This is a genomic window from Shewanella sp. 10N.261.52.F9, assembly GCF_041471165.1.
Classification (GTDB): Bacteria; Pseudomonadota; Gammaproteobacteria; order Enterobacterales; family Shewanellaceae; genus Shewanella; species Shewanella marinintestina.
In genome coordinates this window covers 83,528-109,116 of the sequence record NZ_JBFRNX010000013.1, presented here as the reverse complement: position 1 = coordinate 109,116, position 25,589 = coordinate 83,528, and the positions used below count along the sequence as shown (strand labels likewise).

General features: G+C 41.4%; 25 protein-coding genes. 14 read left to right on the top strand and 11 right to left on the bottom strand.

What is annotated here, in order from left to right:
- The first annotated feature begins 180 nt into the window (after positions 1–180).
- Positions 181–741, top strand: a complete 561-nt coding sequence (locus tag AB4298_RS09560; protein WP_248997753.1) for a phosphoribosyltransferase — start codon at positions 181–183, stop codon at positions 739–741.
- Positions 742–821: 80 nt separating this feature from the next.
- On the opposite strand, the gene AB4298_RS09555 is transcribed toward AB4298_RS09560, so the two are convergent.
- The 5 genes from AB4298_RS09555 to AB4298_RS09535 all read right to left on the bottom strand — a co-directional run bounded on the left by AB4298_RS09555 (position 822) and on the right by AB4298_RS09535 (position 6,506).
- Positions 822–1,034 carry a hypothetical protein gene (locus AB4298_RS09555; protein ID WP_248997752.1) on the bottom strand — a complete coding sequence of 71 codons (213 nt, stop codon included), beginning with the start codon at positions 1,032–1,034 and terminating at the stop codon, positions 822–824.
- A gap of 173 nt (positions 1,035–1,207) precedes the next feature.
- Positions 1,208–3,844, bottom strand: coding sequence for an aminopeptidase N (pepN, locus tag AB4298_RS09550; protein ID WP_371986477.1), 2,637 nt, complete (start codon positions 3,842–3,844; stop codon positions 1,208–1,210).
- Positions 3,845–4,017: 173 nt separating this feature from the next.
- Entirely contained in the window at positions 4,018–4,611 is a 594-nt protein-coding gene (lpoB, locus tag AB4298_RS09545) for a penicillin-binding protein activator LpoB (RefSeq protein ID WP_174208590.1), read from the bottom strand.
- Between the two features lie 23 nt (positions 4,612–4,634).
- On the bottom strand, positions 4,635–6,002 hold the full coding sequence (locus AB4298_RS09540; RefSeq protein WP_248997751.1) for a COG3014 family protein: 1,368 nt from the start codon (positions 6,000–6,002) through the stop codon (positions 4,635–4,637).
- 264 nt (positions 6,003–6,266) lie between these two features.
- Entirely contained in the window at positions 6,267–6,506 is a 240-nt protein-coding gene (locus AB4298_RS09535) for a SlyX family protein (protein WP_371986475.1), read from the bottom strand.
- Positions 6,507–6,999: 493 nt separating this feature from the next.
- On the opposite strand from AB4298_RS09535, the gene fkpA reads away from it, so the two are divergent.
- Positions 7,000–7,764, top strand: a complete 765-nt coding sequence (fkpA, locus tag AB4298_RS09530) for an FKBP-type peptidyl-prolyl cis-trans isomerase (protein WP_248997749.1) — start codon at positions 7,000–7,002, stop codon at positions 7,762–7,764.
- A 271-nt stretch (positions 7,765–8,035) separates the two neighbouring features.
- Positions 8,036–8,407, top strand: coding sequence for a YacL family protein (locus tag AB4298_RS09525; protein ID WP_248997748.1), 372 nt, complete (start codon positions 8,036–8,038; stop codon positions 8,405–8,407).
- A 197-nt stretch (positions 8,408–8,604) separates the two neighbouring features.
- Here the strand turns inward: AB4298_RS09525 and AB4298_RS09520 are convergent, their stop codons facing one another.
- Both AB4298_RS09520 and narQ read right to left on the bottom strand, forming a co-directional pair.
- Positions 8,605–9,234 (bottom strand): response regulator, encoded by a 630-nt coding sequence (locus AB4298_RS09520; RefSeq protein WP_248997747.1) that lies wholly within the window; start codon positions 9,232–9,234, stop codon positions 8,605–8,607.
- A gap of 105 nt (positions 9,235–9,339) precedes the next feature.
- Positions 9,340–11,052 (bottom strand): nitrate/nitrite two-component system sensor histidine kinase NarQ, encoded by a 1,713-nt coding sequence (narQ, locus tag AB4298_RS09515; RefSeq protein WP_248997746.1) that lies wholly within the window; start codon positions 11,050–11,052, stop codon positions 9,340–9,342.
- Positions 11,053–11,295: 243 nt separating this feature from the next.
- Between narQ and nrfA the strand changes: the two genes are divergently transcribed.
- The gene (nrfA, locus tag AB4298_RS09510) at positions 11,296–12,699 is read left to right on the top strand and encodes an ammonia-forming nitrite reductase cytochrome c552 subunit (protein ID WP_248997745.1); all 1,404 of its coding nucleotides are present in this window, start codon (positions 11,296–11,298) and stop codon (positions 12,697–12,699) included.
- 78 nt (positions 12,700–12,777) lie between these two features.
- Here nrfA and AB4298_RS09505 read toward each other — a convergent pair whose 3' ends face one another.
- A complete protein-coding gene (locus AB4298_RS09505; protein ID WP_248997744.1) occupies positions 12,778–13,320 on the bottom strand; it encodes an isochorismatase family protein in 543 nt (180 codons plus the stop codon).
- Between the two features lie 367 nt (positions 13,321–13,687).
- Between AB4298_RS09505 and AB4298_RS09500 the strand changes: the two genes are divergently transcribed.
- The 5 genes from AB4298_RS09500 to aroG all read left to right on the top strand — a co-directional run bounded on the left by AB4298_RS09500 (position 13,688) and on the right by aroG (position 18,594).
- Positions 13,688–14,026, top strand: a complete 339-nt coding sequence (locus AB4298_RS09500) for a P-II family nitrogen regulator (protein WP_248997743.1) — start codon at positions 13,688–13,690, stop codon at positions 14,024–14,026.
- A gap of 12 nt (positions 14,027–14,038) precedes the next feature.
- The gene (gene amtB / locus AB4298_RS09495; RefSeq protein WP_371986472.1) at positions 14,039–15,289 is read left to right on the top strand and encodes an ammonium transporter AmtB; all 1,251 of its coding nucleotides are present in this window, start codon (positions 14,039–14,041) and stop codon (positions 15,287–15,289) included.
- 189 nt (positions 15,290–15,478) lie between these two features.
- The gene (locus tag AB4298_RS09490) at positions 15,479–15,805 is read left to right on the top strand and encodes a hypothetical protein (protein ID WP_248997741.1); all 327 of its coding nucleotides are present in this window, start codon (positions 15,479–15,481) and stop codon (positions 15,803–15,805) included.
- Positions 15,806–15,936: 131 nt separating this feature from the next.
- Positions 15,937–17,103: a tetratricopeptide repeat protein gene (locus AB4298_RS09485; protein WP_371986470.1), complete on the top strand. Its 1,167-nt coding sequence runs from the start codon at positions 15,937–15,939 to the stop codon at positions 17,101–17,103.
- Positions 17,104–17,532: 429 nt separating this feature from the next.
- Complete coding sequence (aroG, locus tag AB4298_RS09480) at positions 17,533–18,594, top strand: 3-deoxy-7-phosphoheptulonate synthase AroG (protein ID WP_371986469.1); 1,062 nt, start codon at positions 17,533–17,535, stop codon at positions 18,592–18,594.
- 56 nt (positions 18,595–18,650) lie between these two features.
- Here the strand turns inward: aroG and AB4298_RS09475 are convergent, their stop codons facing one another.
- Positions 18,651–18,827: a hypothetical protein gene (locus AB4298_RS09475; protein WP_248997738.1), complete on the bottom strand. Its 177-nt coding sequence runs from the start codon at positions 18,825–18,827 to the stop codon at positions 18,651–18,653.
- 342 nt (positions 18,828–19,169) lie between these two features.
- Between AB4298_RS09475 and AB4298_RS09470 the strand changes: the two genes are divergently transcribed.
- Positions 19,170–20,960, top strand: coding sequence for an ABCB family ABC transporter ATP-binding protein/permease (locus tag AB4298_RS09470; RefSeq protein WP_371986467.1), 1,791 nt, complete (start codon positions 19,170–19,172; stop codon positions 20,958–20,960).
- 425 nt (positions 20,961–21,385) lie between these two features.
- Positions 21,386–21,649, top strand: coding sequence for a hypothetical protein (locus tag AB4298_RS09465; protein ID WP_248997736.1), 264 nt, complete (start codon positions 21,386–21,388; stop codon positions 21,647–21,649).
- Here AB4298_RS09465 and AB4298_RS09460 read toward each other — a convergent pair.
- Positions 21,646–21,843, bottom strand: a complete 198-nt coding sequence (locus AB4298_RS09460; protein WP_371986466.1) for a hypothetical protein — start codon at positions 21,841–21,843, stop codon at positions 21,646–21,648. The two genes, AB4298_RS09465 and AB4298_RS09460, sit on opposite strands and share 4 nt — an antisense overlap.
- 247 nt (positions 21,844–22,090) lie before the next feature.
- Positions 22,091–22,696, bottom strand: a complete 606-nt coding sequence (locus tag AB4298_RS09455) for a SixA phosphatase family protein (protein ID WP_371986465.1) — start codon at positions 22,694–22,696, stop codon at positions 22,091–22,093.
- A 286-nt stretch (positions 22,697–22,982) separates the two neighbouring features.
- Here AB4298_RS09455 and AB4298_RS09450 point away from each other — a divergent pair, with 286 nt between their 5' ends.
- From AB4298_RS09450 to AB4298_RS09440, 3 genes are all read left to right on the top strand, one after another.
- Positions 22,983–23,732: a ferredoxin--NADP reductase gene (locus AB4298_RS09450; RefSeq protein WP_371986464.1), complete on the top strand. Its 750-nt coding sequence runs from the start codon at positions 22,983–22,985 to the stop codon at positions 23,730–23,732.
- A gap of 25 nt (positions 23,733–23,757) precedes the next feature.
- Positions 23,758–24,354, top strand: coding sequence for a glutathione S-transferase family protein (locus AB4298_RS09445; RefSeq protein WP_371986463.1), 597 nt, complete (start codon positions 23,758–23,760; stop codon positions 24,352–24,354).
- A 217-nt stretch (positions 24,355–24,571) separates the two neighbouring features.
- Positions 24,572–25,579, top strand: a complete 1,008-nt coding sequence (locus AB4298_RS09440; protein ID WP_248997731.1) for a Fe(3+) ABC transporter substrate-binding protein — start codon at positions 24,572–24,574, stop codon at positions 25,577–25,579.
- Positions 25,580–25,589 lie beyond the last annotated feature (10 nt).

The following is a 25,589-nucleotide window of genomic DNA, read 5'->3' as shown; positions in this document are numbered from 1 at the left end:
GCGCCTATTACAGATCTTGGAATAGATATCATCACCTGCCTTTTTATACTCTTTAGCCTATATTTTTTGATCTATTCTTAGTGGATAAATTCAATGCAGCATTGCCACTAATAGGTAAGATTTTAGTGCCATGAGTGTAAGACCTAATTTAGATATTAATAACAAGATGGGGACGGTCAGATGTCAGAGAAACGCTTTATTACCGCACAAGAATTGCTAGAAGATTCGTTTCGTTTAGCAGCGCAAGTTTATGAAAGCGGTTTCCGTCCGCAGTTTATTGTTGGTATTTGGCGTGGTGGTGCTCCAATCGGCATCGCAGTACAAGAGTTTTTTGATTTCAAAAAAGTGGAAACTGACCACATTGCCGTACGTACTTCATCTTATTACGGTATTAATAAGCAAAGTAAGCAGATCAAGGTTCACGGTTTACATTACATTGTTGAAAACGCCAATGCTAGCGACGGTCTATTGATTGTTGATGATGTATTTGACTCGGGTCGTAGTATCCATGCTTTGATGGAAAACTTAAGTGACTTGATGCGTTTGAATATGCCAAAAGATGTGCGTATTGCTTGCCCATACTACAAGCCACAAAACACAGCAGTACCGCTAAAGCCTGATTATTTTATTCATGAATCAGATGAGTGGTTAGTGTTTCCACATGAAGTCTCTGGTTTGTCAGTTGAAGAGCTTACTGAAGGCAAGGGCGATTTAAAGAACATCAAAGACTTATTTATTTAAGCCGCGTTTGCGTTTGCATGAAAGCCACCAATTAGGTGGCTTTTTTTTAGCTTAATATTCAGTAACTAGGTAGCATTTTTTTATAACTGGTCTATTTCATCTTTAAGCTGATATGACTTATCTGTGACTATTTGCTCTAGGGTAATGATGCGCTGTTTAAGCTCAGTTATTTCAGCGTTTACCTTTGCTAGTTCATCGGCATCGACGCGGCTTTTTTGTTTGTTATATTCTTTATATGCCGTGAGTAAAAATACGCTAATTATTGCTATAGCCGCAATGGAAAAAGGCCCCATAAATCGCTCCTCAATACGCTTAAAAAGTGGTATTCCCATCCAGTATAGTGGCTAAAAAGCGGATTGGGCTGAGTTCGATAGCGAGCTTTGCTTTAGGTGGGATCAGCAGTCGGCATAATTGCTTATGCCGACTGATATTGTGTGGTTTAGGTTTACAGCTATAACATTTTTTATCAATGCTTCATGTTGGTCTTAATCAGTAAGCAGGTTCGTTCCTGCTGTATGGCATCTTTAAGCGCGCGCTGGGTCGATACTGATAAACCTTTTTCAGCTGCTAAGGTTTGGCTAAGGTTACTGATACTGGCATAACTGCAATCTGTTGGGATTAATGCGGCGCTATAACTGCGCATAAATACCGGGCTTTGCTGGCTATCTATCTGGGCTAGACTCGACAGCCGCTGCTCTGCGGTTGCTGCACTTAATCGCTTTTGCTCACTTGGGTAGAGGTTTTCCATTACCGTGCGCACTTTGGCAAAAGGCAGATTGGTGGGCTGCTGAATACGCGTCAGCCATTGGCGTTTTTTAGCGGCTCCAGGGCGGCTAGCCTCGGCCGCTAGCGCAGCTTTCTGACCGCTATCTGAGTTGTCAGCACTTTGTTCTTTATTCAGCCAGTAACGTGCATTGCGGTGGTCGTGGCGATTTAACTGCACAATCATCTTCCAGCGCAATGCTTGGTCTATGTCTAAGCCGTTAATACGTGCGGTTCTATTGAGTAACGCATCCATATGGTTAAGTGCGGTGGTACTACGTGCAAACTCTATATAGCTGGCAAACCAGCGTCGCTGAATATCGCGATTAGCTTTGCTGGCCATCACCTTTCTTAGGCTCATTTGTTCCATCGCGCCGATGGCTTTTTTAGCATAGCGTTGATTATTTGGGCTCATCTTATCCAGATAAATCCGTGCTTGGCTTAAGCTGGCTAAAACTTGATTTAAAATAATCTCATCTTGCTCTGTCGGCAGGTTAATTAGCACTGTGCCCATGTAATCATTGAGCGCTAAGTTGCCATTTTTTACACTGTCCCAAAGGCTTTGCCACAGCATAGAGCGCAGCAAGGGATCTTGCACTCTTGTCAGCTCGGTTTGCGCCGTCTTAAATGACTTAGGATCAAGGCTGACTTTGACATAGCCCCAGTCTTGATAGTTAGGGTAAACCAAATCTGGGCAGTGCAGACCAACAAGCTGCTTAACGTGAGTCTTGGCACCGCTATAAATAACGGGAACACTAATATTGTGGTGCAGCTGTCTACGGCCTTTAGTAAATAAGCCTACAAGAACTTTCTGTTCACGCAGCGTTGGCTGCTCAGGGTTAGGTGCCGTTTGCTGTAGGCTAAATTGAGTGATGCGGCCATTACTGCAGCTAAACTCAGCTTGAACGGTATTCACTCCTGCCTTGTATAACCAATCTTGACTCCACTGGCTTAAGTCACGTTTGGCGGTTTTTTCAAGGCTAGCAATAAAGTCGCTGAGTTCGGCATTTTGGTAACTGTATTGAGAGAGATAGTTTTGCACGCCTTGTTGAAATACCTTGTCACCAAGCAAATGACTTAACTGCTTTAATGTTGCTGCGCCCTTGGAGTAAGTAATGGCATCGATATTATCGAAAGCATTTTTGCTGCTTGGCACGGGCACTTCAATTGGGTGAGTGCTGGCTGAGCTATCGAGGGCGTAGGCATGTTGTTTGCTTTTAGCGTAAAAGCTACGCCATGCTGAAAATTCGGTGGTTTCGCTGGTGGCCAAAGTCGCCATAAACGAGGCAAAGCTTTCATTGAGCCACAGCCCGTTCCACCACTTCATAGTGACTAAATTGCCAAACCATTGATGTGCCATCTCATGCATGATCACGCCTGCTAGGCGCTGCTTTTGCTCAGTGGTCATGGCGCTATCGCTGAGAAAACGACTTTCGCTGTAAGTAATTGCGGCGGCGTTTTCCATGGCACCGTACAAGAAGTCAGGCACCAGTACTTGGTCATACTTGGCAAACGGGTAGTCGATGCCAAAGTAATTGTTGAAAAAGTTGAGTCCTTTTTGGGTGTAGTTAAACCAGTCTTGTTGGTTAACTTGTTTGGCAACGGACTGACGGGCAAACAAGCGCAGTGGGTACTTACCAGAGTTATCTTGCCACTGGTGATACGGCCCTGCGTGCATTGAAAAGTTATAAGGGCTGAGTTTGGGTGACTCTGGGAACTGCCAGCGGCGCTGTTTGCCTACATTGGTGATAGCCGTTTCTCGCATGGCGCTTATCACCGTCCAGCTTTTAGGGGCGGTGACAGTTAAATTAAATGTGGCTTTGAGATCGGGTTGATCAAATAGCGCAAACATTTGCTGCGCGGCAGCTGGCTCAAAGTGGGAATATAGGTAAACCTTGTTATCAACTGGGTCGACAAATTTATGCAGGCCTTCGCCATTATTGCTGTAGTCGCGGCTATAGGCGACTTCAATGGTGTTGCTGCCACTATTTAATAGTCGAGGGTTAAGCTTAATATAGCTGTTGTTGTAATTTGGGTAGACCTTTTTACCATTGATAACAAAGCGTTGGATCTGTGCTTGGTTTAGATCTAAGCTCAGGGCTTTGTCATTGTCACTGAGGTCAAAGCTCACCTTGGTTACGCCGTTAAAGCCGTCGTGCTCGGTTAGGGTTAAGTCGAGCTGGTAGTGCACATCGGTTATCCTTGCGGCGCGTTGTGCAGCTGCTTGCTGGCTAATGTAGGCACTATTGTCGCGCAAAAAATTGCCGTCATTGGTGTTGGCATGGCTTGCAGTGGCAACGCACAATAAGGCAGTGGTAAAACCGATAAACAACAACTTCAAAACAGCATCCTTTTCTCATTATTCGGGGATCTACAGCAAGCGCATACGTTACTCTATTTCCTTTGTATTCAGCCAGACTAATTTTGTATAGCAAAAAGCCAGCTTAATGCTGGCTTTGTTAACGATTAAAACCGTCTGACTAGGCGAGTTTAGTCTAATCAGCGCTTGCTGGGTTATAGACCTAAAAACGACTTAGACTTAACTTTACGAATTTCTTTTTCGTCAGACCATTCGATTAAACCTGTTTCTAGGTCCATTAAGCGCATAGTCATCTTGTAGTAAACATCTTTAGTACTGCCATCTTGCTTAACGATGCTAGATAGGTTGCCATATAGCATGTATTGAGCACCAATTTGGCGACCAAAGTTAATCGCTGTAGACGGGTCAACCATGCCTGAGTTGTTTTGGTAATCAAGCTGCTTACGTACCGAGTCAACCTTGGTCATATCAATAAAGCGGAACTTACCTGAGCGCAGTAACTTGTTGCTGATTGAATCGGTTACAGATTCAGTATCGATATGTTCAGAGGTTTTGTTCTTAATTTTATCAACGAAGATAATAGGGCGATCGTTTGCTGTCATTGCCACAACCGGTGGGAAGGTCAGCATGCTGTCGACCATCTTAGCCGCTATAGCTTGAAGATCGGTAGAACCGAAGTTCTCGTTAACGGTTTCCACTTCTGTGGCATCACCGTATTCAACTTTTGATTGGCAGGCAGATAAACCGATTACTGCTGCAAGAATAAAAACGACTTTTAAATGTTTCATAGTTAATTCCATACAAGTGATTGCTAAATGATTATTGAATAAAAACGGGTGTAATTACCAGTGTCAATTACCCAGACTAAGGTTGTACGACCGCTTTTGACTTCAATGGGGTCTGCCGGATTATTGTCCAGCATAAGTGAATAGCTGCCAGGCTTAACGTATGAACGGGCTATTTGTGCCTGTTCTGGTAAGGTTAGCCAACTGCGCCTGTCGGCTTGTTCTGTCACCACGTTAAAAATCTGCATGGCGATAGAAGCGTAATCGATATCATTGTTGCGTCTTTTGGTGTCACTTTCGACGCTTTGCGCCATTTCTGACTTGGCATAAATACGGGCGGCTTGCCTCACAAGGGCGGCGGGTAACTCTTCTTTAAGGGCGGTAATTGCCAATGCATCGATATCAGCAATCGGCGCAGTTTTAAGAACGGTACCTAAGCCTTGAATTTGGCCCTGACGTACAGGTTGTTTATTAGGGTAATAGGTTGCTAATGAAGCGGTTTGCCAGTTGCCTTCTATGGTGAATGGCACTGTAAAGCTTTGCTTTTCAGGTACAAAGCCACGCTCAAGCATTATGATGATTTGGCCTTCACCTTTACTTGGCATAACCGCATCGCCCCAGCGCCTTTTAAATTCATCGTATTGCGGCATCGACAACTGCTTTGCCAGTCTGACTAAGTCTTTTTGTAAGTAGGGATTATTAGGTGTAATTTGCGCCGCTTTACGGTAATCGATAAAGGCATCGTTGGGCTCACCTAAAATCTCATGCAACATGCCTGTAGTATAGTAGCTATAAGCGTTTAAGAATGAACTGGTTGTGGTGCCAGCAGCTTTGCCTAACTTATTCATCTCGGCATCTATGGTGCCATTTGCCATCGCTTGTACGGATTTATTCGATTTTTGGTAACGTCGCTGCTCTTGGCTTTGCAGTTCATTACTACGGCGTACTTCAACCAATGCTCCTTGAGTATCGCCTGCAAACAGGTAATTTAATGCCTGATACTGATGTAGCATAATGCGTTCATAGCCTGGGCCGCGATAAGGGATCACGTTGTCGTTAATAAACAGGCTACTTGCGGTTGCACCTGCATCACTTAAGCTAATTTTTGCTTTGTCATCAAACTCAAGATAAGCGTTAGCTGCTTGCTGATAATATTTTTTGCTAGATTCAAAGTCACCGGCTATCTGAGCGCTACGGCCAGCTTCTTGTGCGTAGAGTAACCCGTCTGCTCCATCTATTTTTGATTCGACAATTTGGGCGGCATTTTGTGGCGTAGGAGAATTGAGCTGAGCCTTAACGGGGGCAATTTGAGAGGGGTAATTGATAAAAATGCTGTTAAACGCGCAGCCGCTTAGGCTTAGCATCATGGCTATCAGCAGAAGTAGACTTCTCATTCCCAGATCTCTTTTATTTGCGTTAATAGCATCGCCATCCTTGTTACCTATAGAGTCTGTCGAGTTGAATTAGTTCACGATAAAAATGATTGGTACAGACAGTAGGCCAATAATAAAAACATATAATATTTCAGGGTTATATCAAGGTTTTTATAGCCTTGTTAAGCTGAACATAAGATGAATACCTTTAATCCCTGCTTAATTAACCCGCATTTTACGGTGTTTACTTGATTAAAGTTATTCATCTAGCTTGGTCATACTTCATTAATAGTGAGGTGGTGGAGTCTCATCTGCTTGGCTGGCCATATTGCTTGGCTCAACAGCTTGCAACTTACTGACAAGAAGCCTCAGTTGATCTTGTTGCGTGGCGAGGGCCTTATTAAGCTTAATGACTTGTTGGTCTAACTCTTCAATGGTGCCATCTTGGAAAGCAACTTTCATTTCTAGCTCTTCGACACGACGTTCTAAATTATCCAAATTAACCTCTGTATGGATAGGGGGCATTGATGAACGCACCCTCAAATGGGACTGCTACGTTAATACTGTATTTATGAGCTATATATTGGAATGTATAGCAGCTAATACGGATCTTAATTAATGGGATTGAGTATACAACATCTGCCCGTGTTTATAGAAACTTACCTCAATATAGATTGATAACTTTTCAAGTATATAACTTGTCTGTCGACAGGGTGAAAGCTGTATGAATGCTGAAGTAACTCACTATTGAGTCGCTGCTTTATGGAACTTGCTCCGTTTTCTCGTGTCTGTTAGATGACTATTAAGATAATCATTGCTAAGTTATTAAGCCAAACGCTATTGAGTGTGATTGAACTGTACATAATTGATTAATATGTCTGGAAAAAGAACGCTTGATTATGGTCAAGATGCTTTTAGCTATTCTGATTGGAATAACCTTTTTAACTAGTATAGAGTGGTTCACCTAAATAAAAGTATTAGGTTAATGTAACCACGTGTAAATGCTGAGGAAGCTTTAATGAAATCGATTTATAAATATTCACTAGTGGCTTTGGCCGTAGTTGGTCTAACTGCTTGTAATCAAGAGCAAGCAGCTGTAGCAGCCCCTGTAGAATTAAAAACTGAAGCGCAAAAAGAAGCTTACAGCGTTGGCGCATCTATCGGTACCTATATGGCTGGCCATATTAAAGAGCAAGAAGAGCTTGGTCTAAACGTTGATAGAAACCTAATTGTTACTGGTTTTAGCGAAGGCCTAAATAGCGAATTAAAGCTAACTCAAGAAGAGATGCAAACAATCTTGCAAACTCTTGATGAAAAGCTAAATGAAAAGCGTCAAGCACAAGCTGCATTGTTAGCAGAAAAAGCATCAGCTGAAAGTAAAGCTTTCCTAGACAGCAACAAGGCTAAAGAAGGCGTTGTGACAACGGATTCAGGTCTACAATACGAAGTGATCACTGAAGGTACGGGTGAAAAGCCTGTTGCTGAAGACACGGTTAAAGTTCACTACGTAGGCACGCTAACTGACGGCACAGAATTTGATAGCTCTGTTGCACGTGGCGAGCCAGCTACATTCCCGCTAAACCGCGTGATCCCTGGCTGGACTGAAGGTGTTCAGTTGATGTCTGTTGGTTCTAAGTATAAGTTTGTTATTCCTGCAGACCTAGCTTACGGTGACCGTGATACTGGTACTATCCCTGCTAACTCAACCCTAGTATTTGAAGTTGAGCTACTGGATATTGAAAAGGCTGGCGCGCCAACAGCAGATGCAGCGCACGCACATTAATCACCAAGCTCGGTTGAGCTTCGGTGAATAGAAAAAAAGGACGCAATGAGCGTCCTTTTTTATTGCAGTTTTATTATTGAGTGATCAAAGTTAGCAGAGCTGTTGAATATGATGGCAATGAGCTAGTTTAATGGTTTCAAAAGCGGAGTCATCCGATTGCCATGATGCTTAAGTGAGCATCGCTGAGCATGAGAACGAATATCTCAGGGCGTACAGAGTGTTATTGGGTTAAAATGAGCTATGAGAGTGATTTTTAATGTTGAGCCAAGCTATGGAATACGAATTTTTACGCAACACCATTACTGATACTGTATTTGCTCGCTTTAGTATGGATCATGAAGCATTAGGCTTTTGGTTATCGGAAGAGCTTGCTGACAATACTGAGTTATATAGTCAGATCTGCCAACAAATTGAGCGCTTGCAAAGCGGTCAAGGTAACGAGTGGCGTTTAGTGGGTAAAGCGTTATCGCTTGAACTTGATATCGAGCAAGCACGCATCTTTGCGAATGACATTGAAGATAATGATGACCAAGAACTTGATGAGTCTATGTCATTTTATGATGGTGAATCAGAGGCTTTTTGTGGCTTAGAAGATTTTTATGATGTGATTGTTAGCTGGCGTCGTTTTATCGACGAAAAATGATTGCCGATCTTCAGATTGATTATTATACCAATCTGTATAAGGCATTGTTTAACACAGAAGTTAGCAGCCTTAAGCGCTAAACTCTCGTTGAGCGACCAAACCTCTATACTGATTGGTATTAGGCAACAATAAACAAAAAAGGCAGCTATTAGCTGCCTTTTTTGCTCAACTCAAACCGTTTAACTCAAACCATAGTGTTACTGGTTTAGGTAACGTACCGCCATTTCGGTACGAGATTTAGCGTTGGCCTTACGCAGTAAATTTTTCACATGAACTTTAACAGTGCCTTCACTGATATGCAGTTGCTCTGCGACGATACGGTTACTTTGGCCTTCTGCTAAGTGCTGTAAGATCTCAAGCTCACGCGGCGTTAGGTTTTCAATCCATTCTTGTTCATTGACCGAACTGTTCAGTTCTGACAAGTATTCTTGTACGTTGTCACTAATGACTCGGTGACCAAGCATGGCATTTTTTAGCATATCAAGTAGTAAATCTGGCTCAGTATCCTTTAACAAGTAACCATCGGCACCAGCGCGAACAAGGCGAATGACATCTTGCTTAGCGTCGGACACTGTTAAGATAACAATACGAGAAGTGACCCCTTCTTGCCTTAGTGCATTCAACGTATCTAAGCCTGTCATACCCTTCATATTGAGATCGAGCAATATAATATCTGGTTCGTTATTGCTAACGGCTGAAAGCGCATCTAAACCGCTGCCTGCTTCACCAAATAGGGTGAAGTCTGAGTCAGAGGTGACAAGCTGACAGATCCCACGACGTAATAGTGGGTGATCATCAATAACTAAAACCGAATAGGGCTTTCCCATGTTAAGGCCTCCTGCTGAGGTATATAGGTCTAAGTAAAATTACTAAAAACAGCTGTTGTTAATCTAACGCGCCCCTAAAAAATAGTGCCTAAAGTCAGGTGTTCCCTATGTTGTAGGCTCCTGTTGGGGAGAGAAAGTTAGTGCCACTGTGGCACCGCCTTTTTTATTTTGGCTAAATTCTACCACACCAGAAAGGCGACTGGCGCGTTCGTGCATAATTCCTAAGCCAAAATGTTGGTCTCTCTCTTTCAGTTTCTCAATCCCCACACCGTCATCACTGATACTAATTATGACTTTTTGCTCAGAAATTTTCTGACAACTGATATGGATATGTTTTGCGCTAGCGTGTTTTATCGCGTTTAAAGTGGCTTCACGAGTAAGCTGCAATATGTGAATATGTTGATGCGCACCTAACAACTGCGCAGGTAATTTATAGTCCAAAGTGATATTGGCATCAGATTGACCGCGAAGCTGCTCAACCATTGCTTCGATAGCATGGCCCAAGTTTGGATCTTTAATCGTGAGACGGAAAGTTGATAATAGCTCACGTAATTGAACATACGCGGTATTTACCCCTTCGTTTATTTCTTGTAGCTGCTCGGCAGCTCTTGGGCTTTTTGATGTTTTATCTAACTCTTTGGATAATAAGTTAACTTGGATTTTTAAAAATGAGAGAAGCTGACCTAAAGAGTCATGCAATTCTCTGGCAATTACGCCACGCTCTTCCATTAGTGCGAGTTGCTGACGTTGTTCACCTGCACTGTAAATCACCATTGAGCGCGCTAGCATAATGGCAAAGTTGTTGAATAGTGGGAAGGAGGACTGTTCGGCGGAAACCACTTCTAGATAACCTAAATTATTGTCTTCAAACTCAAGTGGAAACTGCTGAGTATTGTCGTTGTGATGCGGCCATTCTGTATCTGTTGTCGCGCTAATAATATCGGTAACTTGTCCATCTTCGACCATAACCAGCCTAAGTTGAACGGCTTTTTCATGGGACTGCAGAGCATCAAGAGCGAGTGATAGTGTAGATTTGTTCAATTTGCTCGAATGCAGCATCAATAAACTGTCGTAAAGTAGAGTTAGCTCGTTGTTAGCACTGGTCAGTGCTATGGTTTTTTCTTGCACTTGTTCTTCTAAACCTTGGTAAACGGTAGCCAGCTTTTTCACTGTAGAATCTAAAGCGCAACTTAAAGCACTTAATTCTAGGTACTCTGTTTTAGGCATTTCTACATTAAAATTACCTTGCGAAATTGTATCAGCTGCCTGCATCAATTGTTGCAAAGGTTTAACAACTTTGCGTTTGGCTATTCTAACCGTAATGAAGGCAATGAATAACATTAACCCTAAACCGCCTATTTGGCTGATGGCGAGAATCTTTAATTTTAATGCTGCATATTGCTCTGTTTCGAGTACAAATAGATCGATAGTATCGACAAAGTCTTTTAGCGCCGCAGCATATAATCGAGATTCTTCAGCCTCAATGTAATAGCGCATCACCTGCCACTTATCGATAACGGTTAGATATTTATCTTTTAAATCTTGTGGTGTATACCAAGTTAGAGAACGTTTAAGTGCTTGAGAATGAAGTGTATTTTCGAATTCTACTATTTTTTCAGCGGCAGCTTCACTGCCAGAGTTGGCATAAAACATTAATCGGTAACTTTGCATTCGAAGCGAACCTGAAGCGTTGATCGCTCGTGCGTCTCCAAGGCTGTAAGACAAGTTGATAATAGCGAAGATCGCGAGTCCACTCGACAGTAAAATCAGCGTTAACATGAAGCCCCAAATTGCTGAAGTCAGTCTGCCTTTTTTCATCTAATAATTCTCATAAATTGGGTTGAATTGTTACTTATTTATCGCTACCGAATATTAGCGATCCATTGATTGCATTAACAAATACGCAAAAGTGTGAGCAACAACACGTTCACAATTTGATCTAACGCAAACTTCACCACGGATACCCCATAAGGGGTATGTTTTTGTTAAGCAGAAGTGATTAACTTCGAGCTTGAAATAGGTGGGACTATATAAAGATTATAAAAGTAACATGGAGATGAGATGGTGAAAACATTAACTAAAAAGACTTTTGCACTTAGTGCAATCGTAGCTGCAAGCTTAATAGCTGGTAGTGCATTTGCAAGTGATAAGACTGAACCTCGTAACGAAGTTTATAAGGATAAGTTCTCTAAGCAATATAACAGCTGGCACGATACTTCTGAAAGCGTAGAGATCATTGATGCGCTTGAGCAAGATCCTAATCTTGTGATTCTTTGGGCTGGTTACGGTTTTGCAAAAGACTACAACAAAGCTCGTGGCCATGTTTATGCCGTAACTGATTTACGTAACACACTACGTACTGGCGCACCAAAAAATGCTGAAGATGGTCCAATGCCAATGGCATGTTGGTCTTGTAAGAGCCCAGACGTACCTCGTATGATCGAAGAGCAAGGTGAAGACGGTTACTTCAAAGGTAAGTGGGCTAAAGGCGGTCCAGAAATCGTTAACTCTATCGGTTGTTCTGATTGTCACGAAAAAGGTAAGTCTAAGTTACGTATCTCTCGTCCATACGCTGAGCGCGGCATGGAAGCACTAGGCACACCATTTGATAAAGCTTCTCGTAAAGATAAGCAATCTATGGTTTGTGGTCAGTGTCACGTAGAGTACTACTTCGAAAAGACTGCCGATAAGAAAGGTTTTGTTAAGTTCCCATGGGACAAGGGCACAACTGTTGAAGATATGGAAGCATACTATGATGCTATCGACTTCGCAGATTGGACTCACGCGGTTTCTAAAACGCCAATGCTAAAAGCACAGCACCCAGGTTATGAAACTTGGCAGCTAGGTATGCACGGTAAGAACAACGTAAGTTGTACTGACTGTCACATGCCTAAGGTTAAGAATGCTGAAGGCCGTAAGTTTACCGATCACAAAGTGGGTAACCCATTTGATCGTTTCGAAGAAACTTGTGGTACTTGTCATGACCAAAGCAAAGAGTTCATGGTTAACCTAGACAACGAGCGTAAAGCTAAGGTTAAGCAAATCCAACTACAAGCTGAAGAGCAGTTAGTTAGAGCTCACTTCGAAGCTGGTGCAGCTTGGAAAGCTGGCGCAACAGAAGCTGAAATGAAGCCAATCCTAACAGATATCCGTCACGGTCAATGGCGTTGGGATTATGCAATCGCTTCTCACGGTGTTGCATCTCACGCTCCAGATGAAGCGTTACGTGTACTAGGTACTGCGTTAAACAAGGCTGCTGATGCTCGCGTTAAGCTAGCTCAACTTCTTGCTAAGAAAGGTGTACCACAGCCAGTAGCACTTCCAGACATCTCTACTAAAGCTAAAGCACAAGCGGCTCTAGGTATGGATATGAAAAAGATGAACGCAGACAAAGCTGAGTTTAAGAAGACTATCTTACCTAAGTGGGATGCTGAAGCTAAAGAGCGTGAAGCAACTTACAAGTAAGCCTGATTAAACACTTTTATTAATATCAGTGTGTAATTAAAAAGCCCTCATTTGAGGGCTTTTTTGTTTTAATACTCGTTACTTAATCAGTTTTAACAGGGATTTAAAGCGGTCACCTTGTGCTAGATGTTGTAATTCAAATAATAACGACTCTACATTAGTTGTTAGTGCGCCATGCTGCTGCATCATCTTTATTCCGTTAACTTTATTTGCTTCGGTTCTTGAAGCTAAAGCATCGGTAACAAGGTGAGCTTGATAGCCATTATCGAGTAAGTCTCGACATGTTTGGTAAACGCAAACATGAGTTTCTATCCCTGCCAAAATTATCTGCTTTCGTCGTAAATTTTGCAGTTGCTGTTGAAAATCATCTGTTTGCCAGCCGCTGAAGTGATACTTAGCTATTGGTGTTGTAGTTTTTTTTAGCTCAATGGCAAGTGATTCGCTAGTACCACCAAGTTTTTGCGGGATCTGCTCTAACCACAAAATAGGCAGGTCGAATAGCTGTGCACCTTGGATCAATGTTTTTAGCTTATGGTGCAATAGTTCACTTTGGTGCATGACTTTTGCGAGTTGTCCTTGCACGTCTACAACAACCAACACACATTCTTCTATTTTTAGCATGCTTGACTTCTTTTTGATCAAGGTAGGAGCATGCAAGTAGAGCGCATTGTTGCTCTTACGCCTATTAGAAATAGGTCTAACAGTAACAGAGGCGCATAAGACAAATTGTGGTTGTTTGATTTGCTCTAATAGTTTGAGTTGTAACTGGGCTTTCTCTTACTCCTTTCATTTACGCGCTTATTCATTACTGTCGATAACGCTTGCGTTAAATTTGTGCAGCTACTGACTAAATGCACTTTTATGGTGCATTTGTATTCACCTGTGAATTATGGGTTCTAGTTATCTACTTGAATATATTGAATTAATAATTATGGCCTAATGATTGAATTACTTCTGTTAAATAAAGAAGAACATTCGGGAGAGGGTGATGAAACTGGTTAGCGCAATTATTAAACCATTTAAATTAGACGATGTACGAGAAGCCATTGCTGGTGTCGGTATTGAGGGGATGACGGTTACAGAGGTGAAGGGCTTTGGTCGCCAAAAGGGCCATACCGAGCTTTATCGTGGGGCTGAGTATCAAGTCGACTTTTTACCGAAAGTAAAACTGGAAATAGCTATTAAAACAGAACGTTTAGAGATGCTGATAGAAGCAATTACAGGCGCAGCACGAACAGGAAAAATTGGTGACGGTAAGATTTTCGTGACGGATTTAGAGCAAGCAATACGTATTCGTACTGGCGAATTCGACAACGATGCACTTTAAGGGGATAAGCAAATGGATGATTTAACTAAGTTAGGACTCACAGTAACAGAGTTACGCTTTGCCCTTGATACGTTTTACTTTTTGATTTCGGGTGCATTGGTTATGTGGATGGCGGCGGGTTTCGCTATGCTTGAAGCTGGGTTGGTAAGATCTAAAAATACAACTGAGATCTTAACTAAGAACGTATGTTTATATTCTATTGCCTGCGTGATGTATCTGATCGTGGGTTACAACATCATGTATGTAGATAACACCGAAGGAGGGTGGGTACCCTCTTTAGGTGCATTAATAGGATCGCAAGCAGATGGGGCTGATCATGCACTAGAGTCTGACTTTTTCTTTCAGGTCGTATTTGTGGCAACGGCAATGTCGATTGTATCGGGCGCGGTTGCAGAACGTATGAAGCTATGGGCCTTTTTGAGCTTTTCGGTGTTTATGACTGCGGTTATTTATCCTGTTGAAGGTTATTGGACTTGGGGTGGGGGATTCTTAGCTCAAGCAGGTTTTGTTGATTTTGCAGGTAGCGGTATTGTGCATATGGCGGGGGCGGCTGCGGCGATATCTGGGGTGTTATTACTCGGTGCACGCAAAGGTAAATATGGTGCAAATGGCCAGGTTAATCCTATCCCTGGTTCAAACCTTCCCATGGCGACATTAGGTATGTTTATTTTATGGATGGGTTGGTTTGGCTTTAATGGTGGTTCGCAGTTATTGGTATCTGATGCTGAAAATGCCAGTGCTGTTGCTAAGATTTTTGTTAATACTAACTCTGCAGCTGCTTTTGGTGCGCTCTCGGCGCTAATAGTGTGTCGCTTAATATGGGGCAAGGCTGATTTAACCATGATTTTAAATGGCGCATTGGCAGGCTTAGTGGCGGTTACCGCTGATCCTCTGTCTCCTTCTTTAGCGATGGCCGGCGTGATTGGTATCGTTGCAGGTGGTTTAGTTGTGTTTTCTATTGTTGCCTTTGATCGTATTAAAATTGATGACCCAGTGGGTGCTATTTCAGTGCATGGTGTGGCAGGGTTATTGGGCTTAGTATTGGTGCCAGTATCTAATGCAGATGCATCTTTGTTAACTCAGCTATATGGAGCAGCAGTGATTTTTGGTTGGGTATTTTTTGCATCAACTGCAGTATGGTTACTCCTAAAAGTGACCATGGGGATCCGTGTTACTGAAGAGGAAGAGTATAACGGTATGGACGCCTCTGATTGCGGCATTGATGCTTACCCGGAATTTGTATCAATTAAAAGCGCAAGCTAACTGACATACCATAAAGGTATTAAGGGGATTATTAAAAAGCAGAGCATAAGCTCTGCTTTTTATTGGTGAATATACAGGTTGTGTTAAGTTTATTAGGTGTTTAATTTGCGCTAGAGTGTAGTTAAGCGTCTTAATTTTAAGATGACAACATGATATTTTCGTTACATGTAAGCGCCAATAAGGAATGCGATGAAAGCGCAAAAATGGCTAGGATGTTTAGGATTATTACTCGTGGTAAGCACTGTTAATGCAGGGCAAGTTGTGGTGCGAAAATCAAGTGAGCCTTTCGATGCTTTTGCCGTAAGAGATGAAGTGCAAAAGCAACATCAATGGCAAGAGGTATTGCGTTATCAGCAGCAAATTCAAATATTACAAAGTTTGCCGTTTGGCTGTATCACAATTGCTGCTCCTTACCGATATTTCTCATGTCAGGGCTTATATTACCGACCTTATAACCATCAAAATAAAGATGTTTTTATTCAAATCGATGATCCAAAAGCTGTGGGTAACGAGTAAGGCATTTTCAATACTTTATTAATGAGCTGTAATTCGTTTCTTTATTACTTTGCATTTTGTAACGCTTTTTTAAATCAGGTTCATTCCAATGGCATATGCTTAGTGTATGAAGCCTTTGCGTTGAGATTGTAATGAAACGACCCATTTTGCTTTTAATTTTTTTGTTAAGTAGCCTGCTGGGAGGTTGTGCCAGCCAAAAGCCTGTGGCTGATGTTGATCTTACTGCTTACTTTCATGATGCTTCTTTTAATTCACCGCCATCTTTACCAAGTCCAGACGAGTTGTTTGCATTGCCAGATGCCGCTATTGCAGAGCTTAGGCGAGAGTTACTGCACAGCAAAAACAGCGGTCAGTTATCAAACCAAATGCTGCATGAGTGGTTAGCAGACTACATTAACGCTACTAACGGTGGCTTTCGTTATGCTGATAATGTCACTCGAACAGCCAGTGAAACCTTTAATGATAGAGAAGGTAATTGCTTATCTTTAGTGGTGTTAACTGCGGCGCTAGCTGAAGCTGTTGATGTTAAAGTGGACTTCCAGGATATTGGTATTCCACCAATATGGGATAGGCAAGGTGGGTTTTATCTTGTTAACGGCCATATTAATCTAAAGCTGCTACCTCAAGAAAAACGTAATGTATTTAATATCTCTACACCAGCTATTCAAATTGATTTTTTACCAGAGCGAGCGATGCAAGGTTACAGTAAGAAAAGAGTTAATAAATCAACTGTAATCTCGATGTTTTATAATAATCTTGCGGCTGAAGCGTTAATCGCTGGAAACTATGACCGTGCCTATGGTTTGTTAAAGCTTGCTCTTGTAGAGCAAAGCCATTTTTTACCAGCCTTGAACACTCTAGCTGTGCTATATCGCTATAAAGGTATGGATGAAGAAGCAGAGGCGTTATATCGCTACGCTTTAACGGTGAGTCCTGACGATATGAATGCTCTATATAATTACGCCATCATATTGGCAGAGCAGGACAGAATTGATGAATGGGCTGAAGTGCACAAAGTGCTTGAGCTTGCACGTATACGAAATCCTTATTACTACTACGGAATGGCACAACAAGCTTTTTTGGAACGAGAGTATCAAGACGCACTAAGCTGGTATAAACGTGCGATTGATAAGGCTGATTATCGCCATGAATTCTATTTTGGTCTTTCACGTACGTACTGGGTTATTGGTGATGAGCGGCTTGCGGAGAAAAATTTAAAAAAAGCGCTTTCACTGACTAAGGACAGTAAGAATAAGCAACGTTATCAAGCTAAGTTAAATGCCATGGCAAGTCACTAGTGGAGCACGTTTATCGCTTTTGAGGTTGTGTAGTTATTAATATAAACATACGTGGGGCTATCCGATCTAAATAATTGCGGATTGCTCACATTAAAACAGGCTTATCTTTTAATGGATAAGCGGTTCTGCTTATCCAATCTTGATGAAATAAATTCAAGTTTAGTTTTAGTCTAATGTATTAGAGGGAGTTTACGTGAGTAAATTTGTATATACGAAATAAAATCTATTGTTATATCGCTTTAGCTCCGGCTTTAAATGAGAGTTTTATACATAAAATTTATTTTTATATATTTATTAAACAGTAGTTTATAAATATTGCTGTTTAATAATCATAACTTGATTGCAATTAGGCTTCATACTGGATAAATTGAATGCAGTATCGCAATTGAGAGATCTGTATTCATAGGCTAGACGGAGCTAAGTATTACCATGTATTACCAAAATGATGATGTTCGAATTAATAAGATTAAAGAGTTGTTACCTCCAATTGCTATTTTGGAGCGATTTCCTGCAACAGAGAACGCATCTGCGACCGTATTCAATGCCCGTGAAAGTATCCATAATATTCTCGCTAAGAAAGACGATCGTCTGCTGGTGGTTATTGGTCCATGTTCTATCCATGACCCCGTCGCGGCGCTTGAGTACGGTAAGCGTCTAGTTGACTTAAGAGACAAGTATAAAGACCAGCTAGAGATTGTTATGCGAGTTTATTTTGAAAAGCCACGCACAACCGTTGGCTGGAAAGGCTTAATTAACGATCCATACATGGATAATAGCTTTAAGCTCAATGACGGTTTACGCACTGCGCGTAAGTTATTACTTGATCTAAATGATTCTGGCTTGCCAACAGCGGGTGAGTTTTTAGATATGATCACCCCACAGTACGTTGCTGATTTAATGTGCTGGGGCGCTATTGGTGCTCGTACTACTGAGTCACAAGTGCATCGTGAACTGGCTTCTGGTTTATCAAGCCCTGTAGGGTTTAAAAACGGCACTGACGGCACAATTAAAGTGGCAATTGATGCAATTGGAGCGGCGAGTGCCCCGCATCATTTCTTGTCTGTCACCAAGTTTGGCCATTCTGCAATTGTAGAGACTAAAGGTAACCCTGATTGCCATATTATTTTACGTGGCGGTAAAGAACCTAACTATAGTGCTGCGCATGTAGCAGATATTAATCAGCAGCTGGATAAAGCAGGACTTGCTCGAAATATAATGATTGATTTCAGTCATGCGAATAGCAGTAAGCAATTTGCTCGTCAAATACTTGTTTGTGAAGATGTTGCTGAGCAAATGGCTGCCGGTGAACAGGCAATTTTTGGTGTGATGGTTGAAAGTAACTTGATTGAAGGTCGTCAAGATCATGTTGAAGGCCAATCACTATGTTACGGACAAAGCGTGACTGATGCTTGTATTGGGTGGGCTGACACTGAAAAGCTACTTAAAACACTAAATGATAGTGTTGTTAACCGCAGAGCTACTGTTGCGTAAAAACAAAAAGGAGGCAAAAGCCTCCTTTTTTGATCAAATGCTTGAATCATTTGTATTTACTTTCTTTCTTGTTCAAGTAAGTACTCATTAGCCTTAGCTAAGCTGCCAAAAGAAGTAATTAGATTATTTTGTCCCTTCTCCTGAATTTCAGGATTTCCAGATTGGGTCATCATCCATATCCATGTTTGGATGAGTGGTAAGGGGGGGTATTTTGGCTTGGATGAATCAAGCATGTTTTCACCTTTTATAGTTAACTCGAAAAGAGTGTTTTACACCCTTCTAGCCCGTTCACTTTTAATTTTGTATCGCAGAGAGTATCAAATTCTTTTCTTTGGGTTAACAGTATTTGCATTTGTTAGTACAAAATTGCCAAAAATTGTGTAAACCAACCCAATTTAAGAGTTTTAACCATCAACTTTAAGCCTAAAGTAGTACGATAACATGGTTGCTCGCAAGTGTTTGTTAACTTTTTAGTTACAGGTGTTTGTTCTGATTTATGTTGGGGTAGAGCTAAATTATTGTCATTTAACTAAAAATGATTCCATTTTCACTTTAAAACTTTTTTGGAAGCGAGCATGCGCCCCTCATTATACTTCGACGGACCTGTGGGTAAGTTAAATTGGCACGTTTTGCGTATGCTTTGGCCCTACCTTATTGAGTTTAAACAAAGGGTTGGCTTAGCTCTACTGTGCTTGATTGTGGCTAAGGTCGCTAGTGTCGGCTTACCGTTTGTGCTTAAAGCGTTAGTTGATGGCTTGTCGGGAGCATCGACGGCTGAGCTCATTTCAGTGCCTATTTCGTTAGTCATTGCCTATGGTTGTATAAGGTTATTAAACACGCTTATATCTGAGGTGAGAGATACCCTATTTGGCCGAGTTACCGAGCGGGCTATTAGACGTTTGGGTATGGCGGTGTTTGAGCATCTACACCGATTAGATATGGCTTTTCATCTAGAGCGTCGCACTGGCGGTTTATCTAGGGATATAGAGCGTGGCACCAGTGGCATGAGTTTTTTAATGCGCTTTATGGTGTTCAATATCGTGCCGACTATCATCGAGATTGTACTGGTTGTTGGTATTTTATTTTATAACTACGGATATGCCTTTGCTGGGGTGACCTTGTTATCTGTGATTGCCTATGGAACCTACTCCATTATTGCTACTGAATGGCGCACCGGGTATGTGCGTGATGCTGCCAAAGCTGACTCCGTGTCTAATACTCGGGCTATAGATAGTCTTCTGAACTATGAAACGGTTAAGTACTTTAATAATGAACAGTATGAAGCAAAGCAATATGATGCAGCGTTAGCTAAATGGGAAGATGCTAAGCGTAAAAACCGTTTATCGTTATTTGCATTAAATGCGGGGCAGGCGTGCATTATTTCTGTGGCAATGACCTTAATGCTGGGCATGGCTGCTTATGATGTTGCTAGTGGCCTGATGACAATCGGTGACTTTGTATTAATTAACGCCTTTATGATGCAGCTTTTTATCCCTCTTAATTTCCTTGGTTTTGTGTATCGGGAGATCCGTGGCGCTTTTGCCAATATCGAACGTATGTTTGGCTTACTCGATAAAAAACCTATGATAAATGATACCGATAACGCCTATGAAAAACCGTTAACTCAGGGCCGGGTTTCATTTGAGCATGTTGGTTTCAGTTATGACTCAAGATCCATTTTAGACGATATCAGTTTTAATATTGAAGCGGGCCAAAAGGTGGCCATTGTTGGCGATAGCGGCGCAGGTAAATCGACTTTAGTTAAGTTACTGTTTCGGTTTTATGATGTGGTTGATGGACGGATCTGTATTGATGGCCACGATATACGTGATGTTAGCCAAGATGCGTTAAGGCAGGCTATTGCTATAGTGCCTCAAGATACCGTGCTATTTAATGACACCTTAATTGAAAATATTCGCTATGGTCGTCCTGAAGCGACAAATGATGAAATCGATGCGGCTATTAAGATGGCACACTTGAGTCAGTTTATTGAAAGTTTACCTGAAGGTGGATCAACCAAAGTTGGCGAGCGTGGCTTAAAGCTATCGGGCGGTGAAAAGCAACGAGTGGCCATCGCCAGAGCAATATTGAAAAAAGCGCCTATTTTAGTATTTGATGAAGCGACTTCATCTTTAGATAGTCATTCAGAACAAGCTATTTTAACAGCCCTAAAAGAGGTCGCTAAGGGCCATACTAGCTTGGTAATAGCGCATAGGTTATCGACAGTTATTGATGCCGATATCATTGTTGTGCTCAGGAAGGGCAAAGTCGTTGAAACCGGGGGCCATAGTGAGTTACTGGCGGCTAATGGCTTTTATGCGAAACTTTGGCGGGTACAACAAGAATCTCGGAATATCACTGATTAATAACAGTCATACCAATCAGTATAAGACGTTGATTTATTCTGAGTGTATTTTGCAAACTAATCCAAGGCGAATGAATAACGTAATGGTTATTTTCTTATGAGTTTATTCAACGTGGAACTAAGCAGCCAAGAATATTCCTTATAGGTAAGTTTAGAAGTTCAGATTCGGTTTAAACGAGCTTGAACCTAGGACATTGCAAACAACAAGGAAGAGGTAAATGTCATTCAAGTATGAGCGTTTAATGACCTTGCCTCTGAATCGCTAAGCTCTCGCAGCGTGAGCAAATTTTTACCCTGATTGGTATTAATGGCGAATGTAATATTGACTAAATTAAGGAAAGGCGGATTAGGGTTCAGCATGGGTTCAGTTTCACATGGTTATAATTGTACATAATTTAACGGGAAACGAACGCTAAGAAGGTCATCATGAAAAATATACCTATACTTGCTCATATTGAAGGACAGGACAGTAAAGTGAATACTGACTGGCTAGCGATAATGGCGACACTTAAAAAGCGTGGGCTAGAACGTGATGAGCTTGAGGTTGTTTATTTTGAATTGTGCGCTGGTATGCGAGTAACAACTCGAGGTCTAAGCCTTGCAAAAGCAACTCCAGAAGCACCTTTGCAAGGACTATTACATGAGCCTAAGTTTTCCGCTAGAGATTATGCTGGAATGCTGAGCGCTTAGAAGTTTAATTTGCCAATTTTCCAGCCATCACAAATTAAGCTAGATTTTAGTGAAGGCTTTTTCATCGGCGTTAAACTGGTGATCTTGCCTTCTCTAAAGCAAATAAACTCCCCTTCGATTACCGTCATACGCTGACAACTATTACAACTACTGGATAAAACTTTGTGCTTAGGCGAAGCGTTTAAATCATTCATTTTATTCGCTCTCCTTTTACTGTTGCGCTGATAATATGGGCATGATGTCGATCAATACTACTGAAAAATAGCATCGGCTTTGTATTCTGAATTAGGTTATTAATTGGCATGTTATTGGCTAGAAAAAGGTATTAAATTAAGCTTTGATTAGCATTAATTTTTCTAGTAAACGCACATTCAATTATTTAAAGCTCAATGCGTAAAACTATACTCATCACTTTAAGTAGGTATTTTACAGTGATGCGTTTCACAAATCACCTTTTTTCTGTGCACTAGGTTTGCCGTAGTGGCTTATTTTTAAGTCTACCTTGCCATCTTGAGTGATAGAAAGCAGATAAAGCGCTCCATATTCATCTTCAACTATCGTCGCAATACTTGGACCTCCTAGTGCTGTAACCAGCATAGGAACAGTGTTGGAATGCCCTGCAATGAGGCTGCTGCCGTTATGCTTATTCACTAATGTAACGATTTCGCTAATATGCGCATCAATACCAGCTTTTGTTGTGGCAATGGTTATTGGTATCCCTAGTTGGGTTGCCAAAGGGGCTATTGTTAATTGGGTTCTTTGATAGTCAGATGCTATTAGTTGAGATAAATCTATTTCTGTAAGGGCGTTAACTAGTGCTTGAGCTCTTTGTTCTCCTGCAGCACTAAGTTGTGGATCTCGAGTTCCATCTTGATGCTTTTCTGCATGCCGAACCAAAACCACCGTTCTCATTAGCTGATTATCGATTCGTTCTGCAGTTTTCTTATTGCTTTCGGCTTGGCTTGAGATAGAAACCATGGTCATTAAACTTGTACCTAGTACCAATAATAAGCGGATTTTAGTGATGCTTGGTCTAACTGAACGCATAAAAACCTTCCTTGTGTTAATTCCACTTATCTCAAATTAGAACCGAAATCCTAGATATACTTAATCAATAGCTATTAAGCTGACTTGAGCATTAATTAGTTAGATTAGTCTTTCTGTAAGTGAAATAAAAGCTTATGCTGATTTATCCTTAGGTAACGGTTAGTTGCGATTTGTCTCTACTTCAATATGAGCGATTATGGCTGCGATTAACTATCTTATTTGGTTTTTACAAAGTGAGCTGCCAGTATCTAGCTGTAAGCCAAAACAAACTGATTAGGGGCATGCTATGTGGATAGAAGGTAAGGTAATTGAAAGAGTAGACTGGAGCGATAAGTTATTCTCTCTGAAAATTAAAGTCGATATTGGTGACTTTATTGCTGGCCAGTTTATTAAACTCAGCCGAGTTATTGATGACAAAAGAATAGGGCGAGCCTATTCATTGGTAAACCCTCCTGGTACCGATTACATTGAGGTGCTAGCCGTAGCGGTTGATGATGGTCAACTGTCGCCTAACCTGCAACAGCTTAATATAGGCGATGTTATCGATGTTGCAACTAAAGCTACCGGCTTTATGACACTAGATGAATTGCCGCAAGATGAGCAAAAAGGAAACCACTTGTGGTTTTTAGCAACAGGTACAGCAGTTGGTCCTTTTGTTTCTATCATGGATACGCCTGCTCCGTGGCAATCTTATGAGAAGGTCATATTGGTTTATGGCGTTCGTTACGCTGAAGATCTCGCTTATCTTGAACACCTCAAACAGTTTCAACAAACTTATCCTGAACAATTCAAACTTGTGCTTTCGGTGACTAGAGAGCCCTTTGAAGGCGCAATGGATAAACGGATCCCAGACGCAATTTTAACGGGTGAATTAGAAAGTCGAGTTGGATTAACGCTTAATGCTACTGATTCACAAGTGATGCTGTGCGGTAATCCTGAGATGATCACCCATGCGCAGCAAGTGCTAAAAGAATTGGGGTTAACGAAGAACTTACGCCGTGCACCTGGGCAGATAACAGTAGAGAAGTATTGGTAAGATTGTTTAAAGGAGTTGTTTAAGCATGAAATTGTTCTATTCAGACGCTTCACCTTATGCTCGTTGTGTGCGTATTTTTATTCAATATTATAAGGTGACTGAAATTGACGAAGTGGTCGTTGACCCCTTTGCTAATGAAGAAGTATTTTTACGTAGCAACCCCCTTGGCAAGGTTCCTTGTTTAAGCCTAAATGACGGTTCTTCATTGTATGACAGTGAAGTAATAATGAGGTTTGTAGATGCAAAATATGGCGATGCTGAGTTGTTTGGTGAGCAATACGACGATTGGACAAATCAATGCCACTTCTCGTTATTAAAAGGCATGTTAGACAGCGCTGTAGCCCTTAGGCAAGAACAACTGCGAGCTGAAGAAGGTCTGCGTTCTGATTTTTGGACGGCAAGGTTTGAGCAAGCATTGCTCAGAGGGCTAAAGCAAGTTGAGCAATTAGGTTTAGTCAATTATCAAAAGCTTACTGCGCAACAAGTGATATTAGTTTGCTTATTGGATTACTTAGATTTTCGTCATCCGCAATTATTATGGCGCAATCTAGTGCCAGCCTTGGAGATATGGCATAAGAAGATAGCAATAAAACCAATCTTCACCATGACTTCACCTCACTAAGAGTTGTTGGTGTTAGAGTTATAAGCATGTGGCTATAAATTGGATATAAACATTTATAAGTTAAGCGTTTGCTGATGTTAATCAAGGGTAAATTGTTTGCTAAATTTGAGCACAAACACTTGCTGTTAAGGTCAGTTTTGATTACCCTTTGTGCAATTGAGAATTGTTATCACTATCAATCAATGATGTGTCAGATATTGTTCAAGGGAGAGAAGTAATGAAAGTAATAAAGAGTTTAGCTGTAATGGGGTTTGCCTGTTTTGCATCAATAGCCAATGCTGCAGAAAACTTAACCGTATACTCCTATCGCCAAGCTTTTCTTATCGAACCTATCTTAGCTGACTTTACCAAAGAGACTGGCATCGGTGTTGATGTGGTGTTTTCAAAAAAAGGTATTGCTGAGCGTATGATGCGCGAAGGTCGCTTGTCTAAGGCTGATATTGTGTTGACGTCAGACTTTTACCGTCTAATGGAACTGGTTGAAAAAGACTTAGTTGTACCAGCTAAAAGCGACACTCTAAAACAAAATATTCCAGCTAAATATCGCTCTCCAGATGATGAGTGGTATGCATTGACTATGCGGGTTCGTAATATTTACTCTTCAAAAGACAGACTTGGTAAGCTTGATATTAACTATGAAGATTTAGCCGATCCTAAGTACAAAGGTAAGATTTGTACTCGCAGCGGTAAGCACCCATATAATGTGTCATTGGTTGCGTCTATGATTGCTCATCATGGCGAGCAAGAAACCAAAACATGGTTAGAAGGCTGGAAAGCAAACTTAGCGCGTAAGCCACAAGGTAATGATAGAGCGCAGGTCAAAGCAGTAAGTGAAGGTTTATGTGATTTGGCAATTGGTAACAGTTATTACTTAGGTAAGATGTTGCAAGATCCAAAACAAAAGGTTTGGGCTGATGCGATAGAGATTAATTTTCCTAACCAAGACAACCGTGGTTCACATATCAACGTTTCTGGCATGGCAATGGCAAAACATTCAAAGAACCAAGCTGCAGCGCTTAAGTTGATGGAGTTTTTATCAGGCGATAAAGCTCAGCAAACTTATGCTGAAGTTAACTTCGAATACCCAGTTAAGGTCGATGTTGCACCGTCTAAGCTAGTTGCTTCTTGGGGTGAGTTTAAAGCAGACGACTTGCCTATTTACAAGCTAGCTGAATATCACAGCGCTGCGATTAAATTGCTCGATGAAGTAAAATTTGATCTGTAACTTAGTGATA